At 33.6% G+C, this 13,754-nt stretch carries 14 protein-coding genes and 1 other annotated feature; of the genes, 1 reads left to right on the plus strand and 13 read right to left on the minus strand.

What is annotated here, in order from left to right; translation table 11 throughout:
- Positions 1-37: 37 nt before the first annotated feature.
- Complete coding sequence (gene sigK / locus IEV35_RS05575; protein ID WP_188383711.1) at positions 38-742, plus strand: RNA polymerase sporulation sigma factor SigK; 705 nt, start codon at positions 38-40, stop codon at positions 740-742.
- A gap of 62 nt (positions 743-804) precedes the next feature.
- On the opposite strand, the gene mtnN is transcribed toward sigK, so the two are convergent.
- From mtnN to recD2, 13 genes are all read right to left on the minus strand, one after another.
- Positions 805-1,491 (minus strand): 5'-methylthioadenosine/S-adenosylhomocysteine nucleosidase, encoded by a 687-nt coding sequence (gene mtnN, locus IEV35_RS05580; RefSeq protein WP_188383712.1) that lies wholly within the window; start codon positions 1,489-1,491, stop codon positions 805-807.
- Positions 1,492-1,516: 25 nt separating this feature from the next.
- Positions 1,517-2,194 (minus strand): YrrS family protein, encoded by a 678-nt coding sequence (locus IEV35_RS05585; RefSeq protein ID WP_188383713.1) that lies wholly within the window; start codon positions 2,192-2,194, stop codon positions 1,517-1,519.
- Positions 2,195-2,420: 226 nt separating this feature from the next.
- The gene (gene greA / locus IEV35_RS05590) at positions 2,421-2,897 is read right to left on the minus strand and encodes a transcription elongation factor GreA (protein WP_188383714.1); all 477 of its coding nucleotides are present in this window, start codon (positions 2,895-2,897) and stop codon (positions 2,421-2,423) included.
- 117 nt (positions 2,898-3,014) lie between these two features.
- On the minus strand, positions 3,015-3,674 hold the full coding sequence (gene udk, locus IEV35_RS05595) for a uridine kinase (RefSeq protein WP_188383715.1): 660 nt from the start codon (positions 3,672-3,674) through the stop codon (positions 3,015-3,017).
- A 19-nt stretch (positions 3,675-3,693) separates the two neighbouring features.
- A complete protein-coding gene (locus IEV35_RS05600) occupies positions 3,694-4,332 on the minus strand; it encodes an O-methyltransferase (RefSeq protein ID WP_188383716.1) in 639 nt (212 codons plus the stop codon).
- Positions 4,333-4,457: 125 nt separating this feature from the next.
- A complete protein-coding gene (gene mltG / locus IEV35_RS05605) occupies positions 4,458-5,573 on the minus strand; it encodes an endolytic transglycosylase MltG (protein ID WP_188383717.1) in 1,116 nt (371 codons plus the stop codon).
- A gap of 442 nt (positions 5,574-6,015) precedes the next feature.
- Positions 6,016-6,300 (minus strand): DUF1292 domain-containing protein, encoded by a 285-nt coding sequence (locus IEV35_RS05610; RefSeq protein ID WP_188383718.1) that lies wholly within the window; start codon positions 6,298-6,300, stop codon positions 6,016-6,018.
- Positions 6,301-6,317: 17 nt separating this feature from the next.
- Positions 6,318-6,731, minus strand: coding sequence for a Holliday junction resolvase RuvX (ruvX, locus tag IEV35_RS05615; protein WP_188383719.1), 414 nt, complete (start codon positions 6,729-6,731; stop codon positions 6,318-6,320).
- Positions 6,732-6,734: 3 nt separating this feature from the next.
- The gene (locus IEV35_RS05620; RefSeq protein WP_188383720.1) at positions 6,735-7,001 is read right to left on the minus strand and encodes an IreB family regulatory phosphoprotein; all 267 of its coding nucleotides are present in this window, start codon (positions 6,999-7,001) and stop codon (positions 6,735-6,737) included.
- Positions 7,002-7,085: 84 nt separating this feature from the next.
- The gene (alaS, locus tag IEV35_RS05625; protein WP_188383721.1) at positions 7,086-9,728 is read right to left on the minus strand and encodes an alanine--tRNA ligase; all 2,643 of its coding nucleotides are present in this window, start codon (positions 9,726-9,728) and stop codon (positions 7,086-7,088) included.
- A 55-nt stretch (positions 9,729-9,783) separates the two neighbouring features.
- Positions 9,784-9,994: a binding site (T-box leader), on the minus strand.
- 41 nt (positions 9,995-10,035) lie between these two features.
- On the minus strand, positions 10,036-11,103 hold the full coding sequence (locus IEV35_RS05630) for an AI-2E family transporter (RefSeq protein WP_188383722.1): 1,068 nt from the start codon (positions 11,101-11,103) through the stop codon (positions 10,036-10,038).
- A gap of 43 nt (positions 11,104-11,146) precedes the next feature.
- On the minus strand, positions 11,147-11,341 hold the full coding sequence (locus tag IEV35_RS05635) for a YrzR-like zinc ribbon domain (RefSeq protein WP_229740658.1): 195 nt from the start codon (positions 11,339-11,341) through the stop codon (positions 11,147-11,149).
- Positions 11,342-11,413: 72 nt separating this feature from the next.
- Positions 11,414-13,735 carry an SF1B family DNA helicase RecD2 gene (gene recD2 / locus IEV35_RS05640; protein ID WP_188383723.1) on the minus strand — a complete coding sequence of 774 codons (2,322 nt, stop codon included), beginning with the start codon at positions 13,733-13,735 and terminating at the stop codon, positions 11,414-11,416.
- Positions 13,736-13,754: the final 19 nt, after the last annotated feature.

Here is a 13,754-nt window from a genome sequence, read left to right on the forward strand (position 1 = left end):
ATAGGCTATAGCCCAGCCAGGTAGGAGGTGTTTGTGTTTGTCCGGAATCATGAGTGTCCTTGCATTACTAATAAAGGAAGCTCTATTCTTTGTTTCCTATGTTAAAAACCATGCATTTCCACAACCGCTCTCTGCGGAAGATGAAGCAAAATACATTAAAGAGATGCAGGAAGGTAGTGAAGATGCACGAAATAAATTAATTGAACATAATTTACGACTAGTAGCACATATTGTTAAAAAGTTCGAAAATACAGGTGAAGATATGGAAGATTTAATTTCAATCGGAACCATCGGATTAATTAAAGGGATTGAGAGCTTTTCTGTTGGGAAAGGAACGAAATTAGCTACTTATGCTGCGCGTTGTATTGAAAACGAAATACTGATGCATTTAAGAGCTTTAAAAAAGGTAAAAAAGGATGTTTCATTACATGATCCAATAGGCCAAGACAAGGAAGGAAATGAAATCAGTTTAATTGATATTTTAGAAGCTGAGAATGAAAATGTCATCGAGTATATCCAATTAAATATGGAAATTGAAAAAATGCAGGATTATTTTTCAATTCTAGATAAACGCGAAAGAGAAGTAATTATATATCGCTATGGATTAAATGACAAAAAAGAAATGACTCAACGAGAAATCGCGAAAAAACTTAATATCTCAAGAAGCTATGTATCACGTATTGAAAAAAGGGCTTTAATGAAAGTATTCCACGAATATTACCGAAATGAAAGAAAAGGATAATCACATAAAAATGGGGACAGTCCCTATGTGAAAAGTTCACATAGGGACTGTCCCATTTAACATTAGGCTTCAAGCATATGAAAGATAATTTCAGATGCATTTTTCGCTGCTGTTTTTAAAAAGGCATCAAATGATACAGAAGATTCTTTTCCTGCTATATCCGACAATGCACGGATTACAACAAAAGGACAATTATATTGATGACATACTTGTGCGACTGCTGCAGCTTCCATTTCAGCTGCAATTAATGCAGGAAACTTTTCACGTACAAAGTTAACTCGTTCTGGATCATCCATAAAGGAATCTGCTGTTGCAATTAAACCAATTTCACCTTGTATATCGATTTGTTCAACTGCTTTTATTGCTTTTTGGATTAGGCTCGGGTCTGCTTGAAAAGTAGCTGGCATACCTGGTACTTGTCCATAAGCATAGTCAAAAGCTGTTACATCAACATCATGATGTACTACTTCATTTGATATAACGACATCTCCAACATCAAGTTGTTTTGCAAATCCACCAGCAGATCCTGTGTTTATCACATAATCCGGTGAGAAACGTTCCATTAATATAGTCGTAGACATAGCTGCATTTACTTTTCCAATTCCTGATTTCAATAGAACGATTTCTTGTCCTCGTAAGTTACCTTTTACAAATAAACAATTTGCTATCGTTGTTTCTTCTTTATTTGTCATTTCCTGAACTATTATTTCGATTTCTTCATCCATTGCTCCAATTATTCCAATAGTCATGCTGTCTTTTCCTCCTAAGTGCCTTTTATTCAAAACGCCATTTTTGATCGTTTTCTTCAAGTATCTCTACTAATGTTGGTTGCCACCCTTGATTATCAATCCAACTTAAGTATACTCGGTAGATTGCTGTTTCTGCACGATTTGAGACAGTTGCAATTACTTGTTGATCTCCTCCACGTTCGAGCCACCAAGGAATCATGTCATCTTCAGCTAGTCCTGTTGCATGTAAAACAGCTTTTTCCATTTCTATTCTATCTTGAGAGTCTTCAGTAAAATTAATCGAGTGTGGACCTTCTTGTTCGGTTCCAACTGGTTCCCAATTATCATTTATTGTACTAATGACATTTTCATCTTCACTATTTACAGGGGTATCTTCTTCATTTTGTTCATCTACATTTTCAGAACTTTGATTATCTTCATTTTCAGAACTATTTTCCCCATCATTAGATTGGGAGGATTCATCATTTGTTGAAGCAGGATCTTCCCCATTATCCTCCGAAGTATTTTCGCTATTATTTGCATTATCTACTTGGCTTGAATTATTAGTAGAATCATCTGCTTGATCGTCAGGACCAAATAGCCATAGACCGATTAAGAGTAGAACTAGAATTGTTGCAGCAACCATTAAAATAGAAATTAACTTCGTATTTTTTCTTCTTTTTTCAAATTTGTTAACCCGAGAATATCTATTAAAATTACTCATTCTATTATCCCTCCCTATGTATACCTTATTATATTACCATAATTTATATGATAGGAATAATATCCCCGTTTATTATTTAATGTTTTTGTAATAAGTAGAATACCTATGCTGATGAGTTTTGTCACAAAACAAACACCCCAGATAAATTCATATTCCTCTTGCACTGGCTCGTACACCGCTTACAAAAGGTTACAAATCTATCCGGGGTGGTTTTTAAGATTATTTACTAACCAACTTTTACTATTTTAACTTTTATTTCTCCACCTGGTGTTGCGACAGATACTTCTTCCCCTACTTCATGACCAAGTAAGCTTTTCGCCATTGGTGAATCGTTGGAGATTTTACCTTCAAATGGATCAGCTTCTGCACTACCAACAATAGTGTATGACTCTTCTTCTCCTTCAGGTAATTCTACGAATGTTACTGTCTTTCCAAGTGATACCATATTAGGATTATCGTTATCATGTTCAATAATTACAGCATTACGAATCATTTTTTCAACTTGAGCAATACGGGATTCTACAAATGCTTGCTCGTCTTTTGCTGAATCGTATTCAGAGTTCTCCGAAAGATCACCGAAGTCTCTTGCAACTTTTATTCGTTCAACAACTTCTTGTCTTCTTTCCGTTTTTAAGTAAAGAAGTTCTTGTTCTAATTTTTCTTTCCCCTCTTGTGTCATATAATAACTTTTCTCTACAGCCATGAAAAACACTCCTTTTATCTACCTACTGCACAATACGATAATTACTTTATTTGATGTATGAAATTTTAAAAACATCAATTAAAAAGTATACTAACCATTACTATGGCAGATTTTATTTTAATTTTCAATACTTTTTTGCAAACTATTTTTATTACTTTTAGACAATATTTGTGCAATTTTTGTAGCCATTATGTCTATCGCTACATAATTCTCCCCACCTTCAGGGATGATAATGTCTGCATATCTTTTGGTTGGTTCTACAAATTGCAAATGCATAGGTCGTACAGAATTTAAGTATTGGTCAATAACTGAATCAATTGACCTTCCTCTTTCCTTTATATCACGAACCATTCTTCTAAGTATTCTCAAGTCCGCATCTGTATCAACAAATACTTTAATATCCATTAAGTCTACTAGACGTGGATCTTCTAAGATGAGTATACCTTCTAAGATAATGACATCTTTAGGCTCAACTTTAATCACTTCTTTTGAACGTGTATGAAGTTTATAGTCATATACAGGTTTATTTATAGATTTATGGTTTAATAATGACCGTACATGTTGAATTAATAAATCATTATCAAATGCTAGTGGATGATCATAGTTAGTCTCTAATCTTTCCTCAAATGGTAAATGACTTTGATCTTTATAATAATAATCTTGTTCAATAACAAGGATGGTCTTATCAGAAAATCGTTGGCAAATTGATTTTGTTACAGATGTCTTTCCACTTCCACTACCACCTGCAACACCAATTACAACCGGTTTGTCTTGCATAGGTGCTACCTCATTTCATTTATTTTTTATAACTTATAGCAACTCCATCACCTATCGGTAATATCGTCGTAACAAAGTTTGGGTGATTCACAAGCCATTCATTAAACACCCTTATTTTTTCTACCATTTTCTTGTAACGCGGATGGTCAAATTCTGGTTCAGCTACATACCCTCTGAATAATACATTATCCGTGACAACAAATCCATTATCTTCTAATAATGGAATGGAAAGTTCAAAGAATTTTTTATATTGGCCTTTAGCCGCATCTATAAAGATACAATTATACGTAAGCTTTTTATTAGCTAATTCCTCTAATTCCTCCAATGCATCACCATGAATAATAGTAATATTAGATGCTTTATTTTGTTTCGATATATTTTCAACAGCTTGCTTGTATCTTACATCGTCTCTTTCAATCGTTGTGATATGCGATTCGGGGTATGCTTCATGCATTCGTAATGCGGAATAACCAATTGCAGCTCCAACTTCTAATATTTTCTTTGGTTTATTTAACCGAATTAATTGCATAAGAAAATTCATCCCAATCGGATCCATGATTGGAATACGATCAATTTTCGCTTGTTTTTCTAACTCAATGACCCAATTACTTGATAATGGTAAATGCTTATTTAAATATTGATTCAATAGTTCGTTCATTTTTAACCCTCATTTTATACTATCCTATTAGGATACCAAGTTCTTCTAATAATATGAATATAATCTTTCATGATGGTAACATCAAAAAAACGGGAAATGTGAAATAAATTCACACTCCCACTTATTTAATAAATATGTTCATTTTTATAAGCATTATGTTCCTCTAATGTTTCGGAATAATAAATATTTCCTTCTCCATCATGGAGGAAATAGTAATAATTCGTTTCTTCTGGATTAATCGCAGCAGCTAATGCACTTTCAGAGAAATTTGAAATTGGTCCAATTGGTAATCCATAAATATGGTACGTGTTAAATGGTGATTCAACTTCTGTATCTTTTCGTAAAACCCTTGATTTATGGCCACCAATTGCATATAAAACAGTAGGATCCGTTTGGAGTTTCATCCCAATCTCTAATCGGTTATAGAAAATACCGGAGATTTTTTTACGTTGATCTTCTGTCACTGCTTCTCTCTCTATTATAGATGCCATTGTGACTGTTTCATGAAGTGATAAACCGTTAGCATCCATCTCCTCGAGATATTTCCCAAGAACAGATTGTGATTTATCTAACATATTTTCTATAACAGTTTCAATGGATGGATCTTCCTGATAAAAATCATAAGTCGCAGCAAATAAATATCCTTCCAATGAATATCTTAGCTCTTCGTGTAAAATATCTTCTGGTAAAAATGGATATCTTTCCATCAGTTCACTAATATAATCTGGATCGGTAACTTTTTCAATGAAATCCTCTTCTGTAATAGGTAATTTATCAGCATAAATAGACGCAATTTCCTCGATTGTTAAACCTTCAGGAATTGTTACTCGATATACTGGTTCCTTAATGATTCGTCCACTTTTTAGTGATTCGATAATTTCATCAAAAGTCATAGATTTTGTAAATGTATAGTTTCCTGCTTGAAATCCTGATTCATTCTTAAACTTTATGTAGAATCGAAATATCATAGAATCTTTAATAATTTCATTTTCTTCAAGTAGTTCAGCAATACTAGATGTTGATGAACCTAAAGGGATTTCAACTTCTATTCCTTGCTCATTTCCTGGTTCTACTGGTTCTAGACCAGATTTAATATAGGAGTAACCAGATATTCCACCTATAGCAAGGACGATAATTAAAGTGATAATTACAATCGCTACAATCTTTCTAACAGTACGTGCATCTTCACCTCTAGCAATTAAATTATCCTTAAAATTACCTTTATTCTTATCCTTAGACATTCATTATCCCCCTCTCATCCGGTATATTATACTAAAAAAAGACAAGTTACGCTAGAATTTTATTAAATTCTTATAGATAAGTGAATTTTCTAATGAAGTAGATGGCGGAAAATAGTAATAAAGGATGTATGGGAAGCTTTTATACTTCATTTTGAACTAGGACTGCTACTGATATGATGTATGGGACGCTCTTATTCTTCATTTTGAATCTGAAATTCGGCTGAAATGTTGTTTCGGATGCTCCCATTCTTCATTTTGAACCCTGAGTACGGCTAAAATGATATATGGGATACCCTCTCTCGCAATTGACCAAAGTTCCGAAGAAATGAATAATAGGATCCCTCGTAATAATCTTCACCTTCAATTACAAAGGATATATATTAACAATAAAAAAGGCGAGTAAACTCATCATGAATTTACTCGCCTTCCCCTTCATGCTTTATTATTCTTTTAATTCCTCTTCTTCAGAAAGTGTATTTAACATTTCTTCTACAATATCCCATTCCTCATCGGATTCAATTGCAAATAAAGAAATATCTTCGTCTTGTTTTTCTTCATAACGGAACGCATAAACTTCTACTTCATCATCATCTTTCTGTTCGACAGGAACAACTGTAATGTAGGAATATCCTGTTTCCTCGACATCAAATGTGAATAGTACCTCAAATAAATGCTCTTCACCGTTTTCATCTGGAATGATAATTCGCTCTTTTTCTTCAATAGCCATTTAATTCAATCTCCTTTTTATTTTTGATCAAGGTAACCTTGTAAGATCATCATTGCCGCCATTTTATCAATTACCTTTTTACGTTTTTTACGACTTACGTCTGCCTCTAGCAATACTCTCTCGGCAGCCATCGTAGTTAACCGTTCATCCCAAAGAACCGTTTCTAAATTAAATCGTTCTTCAATATGTTCAGCAAACTTCATGCAAGCTTCACCACGTTCACCAATGGTTCCGTTCATATTTTTAGGTAATCCAACAACGACTTTTACTATATTGTGTTCGTTTAGAATTTCTGTCAATTGACTGTCTGCTGACTCTATATCATTTTCGTCCCAATTAATAGTTGTTATACCTTGAGCTGTCCATCCCAATTCATCACTTACAGCGACTCCAATGGTTTTCGAACCAACATCTAATCCCATAATTTTCATATGTTAATTACCCTTATGTTGTTCCAAATAATATTTAACTAACTCTTCTATGACTTCATCTCGTTCGATTCTCCGGATCAAGTTTCTTGCATCTTTATAGCGAGGTATATATGCTGGATCACCTGATAGTAAATAACCAACGATCTGATTAATCGGATTATAGCCTTTTTCCTGAAGTGCCTCATGGACAGTCATCAATATTTCTTTTATATCTCGATTAAATGGCTCCTCTGAAAAGTTGAATTTCATTGTCTTATCAATTGAACTCATCACGACACCTCATTCCATTTATTGTCTCTAATTTATTCTACCATGTTTGGTGAATTAAATATAATATTATTTACCATTGGATAATTAACTATTAATGTTTTCACCGACATACTCTATCACATATTGAAGAGCATCATTAATCTTACTAGGATCTTTACCACCTGCTTGAGCCATGTCCGGTCGACCACCACCGCCACCACCACAAAGCTGTGCAGCTTTCTTAATTAGATTTCCAGCATGTAATCCTCTATCAATTAAATCCTTGGATACACCTGCTGCTAGTTGTACTTTGCCATTACTTTCTGTTGCTAATAGAATAATTGCAGATCCTAGTTTTTGTTTTAGTTCATCTAGCATCGTTCTTAATTGATTCATATCTTTTACATTTACTTTCTGTGCTAACACTTGAACACCACTAATTTCTTGAACTTGGTCAAGGATTGAGGAAGCTTCTAGATTAGAAAGTTTTGCATGTAACGATTCGTTTTCTTTTTGAAGTTCTTTCATTTCTAAGAATAAAGTATCTACTCTTTCTAATACTTGATCTTCATTTGTCTTTAATAGTTGAGCGGTATTTTGTAACAGTGTTTGTTTACCTGACAAGTAATTAAATGCAAATTTACTTGTAACAGCTTCAATTCGTCTAGTACCTGCACCAATTCCACCTTCAGATACAATTTTAAACAATCCGATTTCAGAAGTGTTTTGAACGTGACAACCGCCACATAATTCCAGACTATAATCACCAATCTTCACTATTCGAACAATGTCACCATATTTTTCTCCAAATAATGCCATTGCACCCATAGCTTTTGCTTCATCGATTCCTTTTAAACTAATATCTAATGAAATAGAATCCCAAATCTTTTCATTTACTATTTTCTCAATTTGTTCTAATTCATCTTTCTTCACAGACTGAAAATGTGAAAAATCAAAACGTAATCTTTCTGGAGCTACTAATGATCCTGCCTGATTTACATGTGTACCTAGTACATCTTTTAATGCTTGATGTAATAGATGTGTTGCTGTATGGTTTTTAATGATTAAATTCCTAGAATCAGCATCTACAACAGCTTCGACTTTATCTCCTACATGAAGTTCACCATTTTCAATGACTGTTCGATGAATATTTTGTTGTTTCGGAGATTTTTGGACATCCTTCACAAATGCACGGTTAGTACCTATTGAAATAGTTCCATGGTCAGCAATTTGTCCACCACTTTCAGCATAAAAAGGCGTTTCTTGTAAGAAGATTAACACTTCTTCCCCTTCCATTGCAACGTCAACTAATTCCCCATTATTAATAATTGCAACAATCGTTGTTTCTGTTGTTAATGTATTATAGCCGACAAATTCACTTTCAATATCTAATTTGCCTAGAACTTCATCTTGAACTTGCATCGAATCAACTTTTTGTCTAGCGTTTCTAGCACGTTCTCGTTGTTTTTCCATTTCTGCTTCAAATCCTGCTTCGTCAATTGTAAAACCATGTTCTTCTACATATTCAGCAGTTAATTCTTTCGGGAATCCGTACGTATCATATAAACGGAATACTTCTTCTCCAGGGAAAATCGTCGAATCTTTTGCTTTTTCTTTGGCAATTAATTCAGTTAAGATATCTAATCCATCGTTTAATGTTTCATGGAAACGTTCTTCTTCTACTTTAATGATATTTTGAATAAAGTCATGTTGTTTTGTTACTGTTGGGTAGAAGTCTTTCATGATATCTCCAACCGTATTTACTAATTCAAACATGAATGGTTTCTCTATTCCAATTTCCTTTGCAAAACGGACAGCACGACGAATTAATCTTCTTAGTACATATCCTCTTCCTTCATTAGATGGTAATGCTCCATCACTAATAGCAAAGCTAACTGTTCGAATATGGTCCGCAATCACTTTAAATGCAGTATCACTTGATGGATTTTCACCATATTTAACATTTGCTAACATTTCTGTTCTCTTAATAATCGGCATAAATAAATCTGTTTCGAAGTTCGTTGGAACATCTTGAACTACTGAAGTAATACGCTCTAAGCCCATACCAGTATCAATGTTTTTCTTCGGTAGAGGTGTATACGTATCATCTGGATTATGGTTGAATTGAGAAAATACTAAGTTCCAAATTTCTAAATAGCGATCGTTTTCTCCTCCTGGATATAGTTCTGGATCATCTGGGTCGTTTCCAAAACTATCTCCCCGATCGTAGAAAATTTCCGTATTAGGACCACTTGGACCTTCACCAATATCCCAAAAGTTTTCCTCTAATCGAATGATTCTTTCTTTCGGAACTTTAATATCGTTTAGCCACATATCATATGCTTCATCATCTTCTGGATGTACTGTGACAGAAAGTTTCTCTGGGTCAAGACCTAACCATTTTTCACTTGTAAGGAATTCCCAAGCCCACTCAATTGCTTCTTTCTTAAAATAATCTCCAATCGAAAAGTTCCCTAGCATTTCAAAGAAAGTATGATGTCTTGCTGTATACCCAACATTTTCAATGTCGTTCGTTCGAATTGATTTCTGTGCATTAACTATGCGAGGGTTCTCAGGAATTACTCGACCATCAAAATACTTTTTTAGCGTAGCAACACCACTATTGATCCATAATAAAGTTGGATCATCTTGGGGTACTAAGGAAGCACTCGGTTCTACCTTATGCCCTTTTTCTTGGAAAAAATCTAAATACATTTGTCTAATTTGAGCTGAAGTTAATTGTTTCATATTTATATCCTCCTTTATGTATTAACAAAACAAAAAAATCTCCTCACTGCATATTTGCAGGGACGAGATTATCGCGGTACCACCCTAATTATGAACAAAACAATTGTTCATCACCTTATGTAGCAAGTTAACGGTTGCTCAGCCGACGGGGATTAGCCGTACTCCGGTTTAGCTTTCCATGGTTCTAATATAAGATTTCTTTCAGCCTACGGAAATCTCTCTCTTGAAATTGAGTGCCATGTACTCAGAACCTTCATCGTGTTAAATACTTTAGATAGCGATATTATAGTTAACTTCGTCATAATTGTCAATTTTTCCTTCTAATTAACCATAGATGTTTAATGACAACTCGTAAAATAGTTAACAATGGTACGGCGATCACCATTCCGATTACCCCACCGATTTTTCCACCTAATAATAACGCAAAAATAATCGCAACCGGATGTACTTTCGTGCTCTTTCCAACGATATATGGGGACAATAGATTACTTTCAATCAATTGAATAGCAAATACCCCAATTAAGACAAAAAGAACCATTTTACCGGAAACCGTTAACGCAATAATAATTGCTGGAATTGCACCGATAATGGGGCCAAAATAAGGAACAAAGTTCATAATTCCCATAAATATTGCCAATAATAGGGCATATTTTAAGTCTAAAAATTGATAAATTGCATAACTCGTAATGGCAACAAATAAACAAACTAGTAATTGTCCACGTATATATCCACCTAACCCTTCATCCATTGAATGAAAAAGGTCACTAACATTTTCTCTATATTTACTAGGAATTTGCTTTTTTACATAACGATTAATTTTTTCATAATCCTTAAGAAAATAAAAAACTAATACTGGAATTACTGTAATAACAATGATAAAGTCAAGAATCTTAGAAAATCCACCAATTAATGTACCTAGTAATGCATCTATCCACTTTTCTAATGAATGAATAGTTTCATCGATTTTATCGTGGACAGTCTCCGGTAAAAACGAAGTAGAGTTATATAATTGATAAATTATATCTTGATACATATTAACTAATTGAGGAAGATACTCATCAAAATCCCGTAATTGTGTAACAATGGCAGGATAGACTCGATAAATTAGATAGCCAATTCCACCAAAAAAAAGAAGATAAATAATTAGAATCGCAATACCTTTTGGGATATTATAGCGATGTATTTTCATTACAATTGGATAGAGTAAATAGGCAATTAATGCAGCGATAATAAATGGAACTAATAAATGCCATAAAAAAGAAATAAAAGCTTTATAATAAGGAAAAAGCTTTACTAGTAAATAAATAAAAAGAAAAAACAAAATACCAGTGACAATCCAATAAAGAAAATTTACCGGTTTTTTCTTCAATATCATTCGGTACACCCCTTAGTTGAAAATTACGATTTAAACTAGAGGTTTACCATTCTAGCTTTCTCTCTTCCTCCGTAAAAAGATCATTAAGTGAACTTAAACTACCATCAGATTCTACTTGGTGAATGGTTAATTCATTTCCTGAGATAGACATTTCTATAAAACAATTCCAACAATAAAATTGCTGAGTACCTATTTTCCCTATATCTTTACTACTACAGTTCGGGCAGCGCATTAACATAATTTCAATCTCTCCTGAATTTAATTTAAGTATTATGTTATGCTTGCCCGAGTTCAAGTAAAATATACCTTCTCACATGAAATCATAAGGGGAAATTTCATATTCTTCTTGTGTATTTTCATTGGTAGGGTTGAAGTCATTTAGCCGTTCTTCCAACAATCCCTTCAATGTAGTATTCCGTTTATTTGTATCCAATGTTTCTATTCCTCTCAGAAATGCTTGTTTCTCTCCACATATTATAAGAGATTTTTTCCCTCTAGTAATCGCTGTGTATAAGAGATTCTTTCTTAGCATTCGATGATAAGATGAGACTACGGGTAGAATGACAATAGGAAATTCACTTCCTTGAGATTTATGAATGGATATACAATATGCATGCATCAGATTTGTATAATCTTTTCTTTCATAGACAACTTCCTTCTCATCAAATGAAACGACTAATTGCTCTACATTTTCTGTATTTTCATTTTCTCTAAATATCGCAACTACTTCCCCAATATCACCATTAAATACTTGGTCTTCTGGTTGATTAACAAGTTGAATGACCTTGTCACCAATTCGATATACAACGTCATTTGCTTGTACTTCTCTTTTTCCTTTTGTTTGTGGATTAATTAATTCTTGTAACGATTTATTAATGTTTGTTATTCCTGCTTGAGACCGATACATTGGTGCTAATACTTGAATATCTTTTGGATCTAAACCCTTATTCACTGCTTTTTGAAAAATTTGTGTAATAACCTCTACTACTTGATGCTCCTTACAGTTGATAAAGCTAAAGTCTTTATCATTTACTAGAAGATCAGTAGAACACGAGTTATTTTTAATGCTATGTGCAAGTTGAATAATTTTAGAGCCTTCTTTTTGTCGGTACACTTCATGCAAGCTAACCTTTGGTATTGTATGATTTTCTAGTAAATCTGACAATACTTGACCAGGTCCTACAGAAGGCAACTGGTCTTCATCGCCCACAATTAACACTTGCATATCAGTTGGAATAGCCTTAAACAAACTATTAGCAAGCCAAATATCAACCATTGAAAATTCATCTATAATTAAAAATTTTCCTGTTAATGGCTCCTGTTCATCCTTATCAAAACCATCTGCTCCATTCCACCCAAGTAATCGATGAATGGTCATCGCAGGTATGCCTGTCGATTCAGTTAATCGTTTAGCGGCTCTACCAGTTGGTGCTGTAAGAACGAATGGAAAATCATTTTTTTGCTCATAATCTATTGGATTAATAGAAACTTTATGGACTTCTGCATATGCTTTAATTATCCCTTTAATGACAGTTGTCTTTCCTGTACCTGGCCCTCCAGTTAATATCATTAACTTGGACTTTAAAGCTTGTTCAATAGCAGAAAATTGCTCTTTGCCATAACTTAAAACTTCTTCTTCCTCAATTTTTCCGATAATTTTCATGAGATCGGCTAGTGTCGTTTTTTCTTCAATTTGATCTGTTATTAAACGGTTTATACTTGATGCTAGTCCATCTTCTGCGTAATAAAGTGATGGTAAGTAGACATTCCCTTTGTATAAAATGATTTTCTTTTCCGTATTTAATTCTTCTATAGTATTTTGGATTTGGATATCTGTAAGAGCCTCTCCAGAAGCTGTTAATAAATCGCCAATCTCTTGTATACATTGTTCAAACGGCAAGAATACATGACCATCTTGGACACTTTTTTGTAGTATATAAATACATCCAGCCCCGATTCTATTAGGACTGGATAATGATATTCCATTTTTCCTAGCAATATCATCTGCTGTTCTAAAACCAAATCCTTCGATTTCAAAAACAAACTGATATGGATCTTCTTGTAACTTAGATATCGCCTCATCTTTATAAGCCGCATATATTTTCTGTGCCATTTTTAAACCAATATGATAATTTGATAAGTATACGACAACCTGTTCAAATCCTTGGTTCTCTTGAAGTGTCTTAACAATAGTAGTAGCATTTTCCTTTTTTAAACCAGAGATTGAATCTAAGACAGAGGGATCATTTAGAATCTTGGAAACAGCTAATTCTCCTAAATGATCAACCACTCTCTTTGCAGTTTTTTTACCAATTCCATAGAAAAGATCACTAGATAAATAGGCAATTAAGCCCTCTTTTGTATCTGGAATAAATGTTTGGTAAGACGATACATTATATTGTTGTCCATACTTTGGATGTCTTTCGAGTTGACCAGTAAAATGATAGACTGTTCCTTCTTGTAACTGTGAAAAATAGCCTTTTACGATCATTTCTTTTTCATCATAGTTAATATTTGTTTCTATTATTTTTACTTTTGCAATAGAAAAATGCTCCACATCATTGGTGAAAATAGTATAAAGAAGTTCGCCTCTTACAAATTCATTATTCTGTTCTAATTGGCTATTATCCATCTTACACACCTCACCTTTG

This window comes from Ornithinibacillus halotolerans (genome assembly GCF_014637405.1).
Lineage (GTDB): Bacteria > Bacillota > Bacilli > Bacillales > Amphibacillaceae > Ornithinibacillus > Ornithinibacillus halotolerans.

Coding starts and splice junctions, on each gene's coding strand:
- ruvX (WP_188383719.1), bottom strand. CDS start 6,731: ATGAAAATTATGGGATTAGATGTTGGTTCGAAAACCATTGGAGTCGCT.
- greA (WP_188383714.1), bottom strand. CDS start 2,897: ATGGCTGTAGAGAAAAGTTATTATATGACACAAGAGGGGAAAGAAAAA.
- mtnN (WP_188383712.1), bottom strand. CDS start 1,491: ATGACTATTGGAATAATTGGAGCAATGGATGAAGAAATCGAAATAATA.
- IEV35_RS05585 (WP_188383713.1), bottom strand. CDS start 2,194: ATGAGTAATTTTAATAGATATTCTCGGGTTAACAAATTTGAAAAAAGA.
- recD2 (WP_188383723.1), bottom strand. CDS start 13,735: ATGGATAATAGCCAATTAGAACAGAATAATGAATTTGTAAGAGGCGAA.
- mltG (WP_188383717.1), bottom strand. CDS start 5,573: ATGTCTAAGGATAAGAATAAAGGTAATTTTAAGGATAATTTAATTGCT.
- IEV35_RS05600 (WP_188383716.1), bottom strand. CDS start 4,332: ATGAACGAACTATTGAATCAATATTTAAATAAGCATTTACCATTATCA.
- alaS (WP_188383721.1), bottom strand. CDS start 9,728: ATGAAACAATTAACTTCAGCTCAAATTAGACAAATGTATTTAGATTTT.
- IEV35_RS05635 (WP_229740658.1), bottom strand. CDS start 11,341: ATGTTAATGCGCTGCCCGAACTGTAGTAGTAAAGATATAGGGAAAATA.
- udk (WP_188383715.1), bottom strand. CDS start 3,674: ATGCAAGACAAACCGGTTGTAATTGGTGTTGCAGGTGGTAGTGGAAGT.
- IEV35_RS05630 (WP_188383722.1), bottom strand. CDS start 11,103: ATGATATTGAAGAAAAAACCGGTAAATTTTCTTTATTGGATTGTCACT.
- IEV35_RS05620 (WP_188383720.1), bottom strand. CDS start 7,001: ATGAGTTCAATTGATAAGACAATGAAATTCAACTTTTCAGAGGAGCCA.
- IEV35_RS05610 (WP_188383718.1), bottom strand. CDS start 6,300: ATGGCTATTGAAGAAAAAGAGCGAATTATCATTCCAGATGAAAACGGT.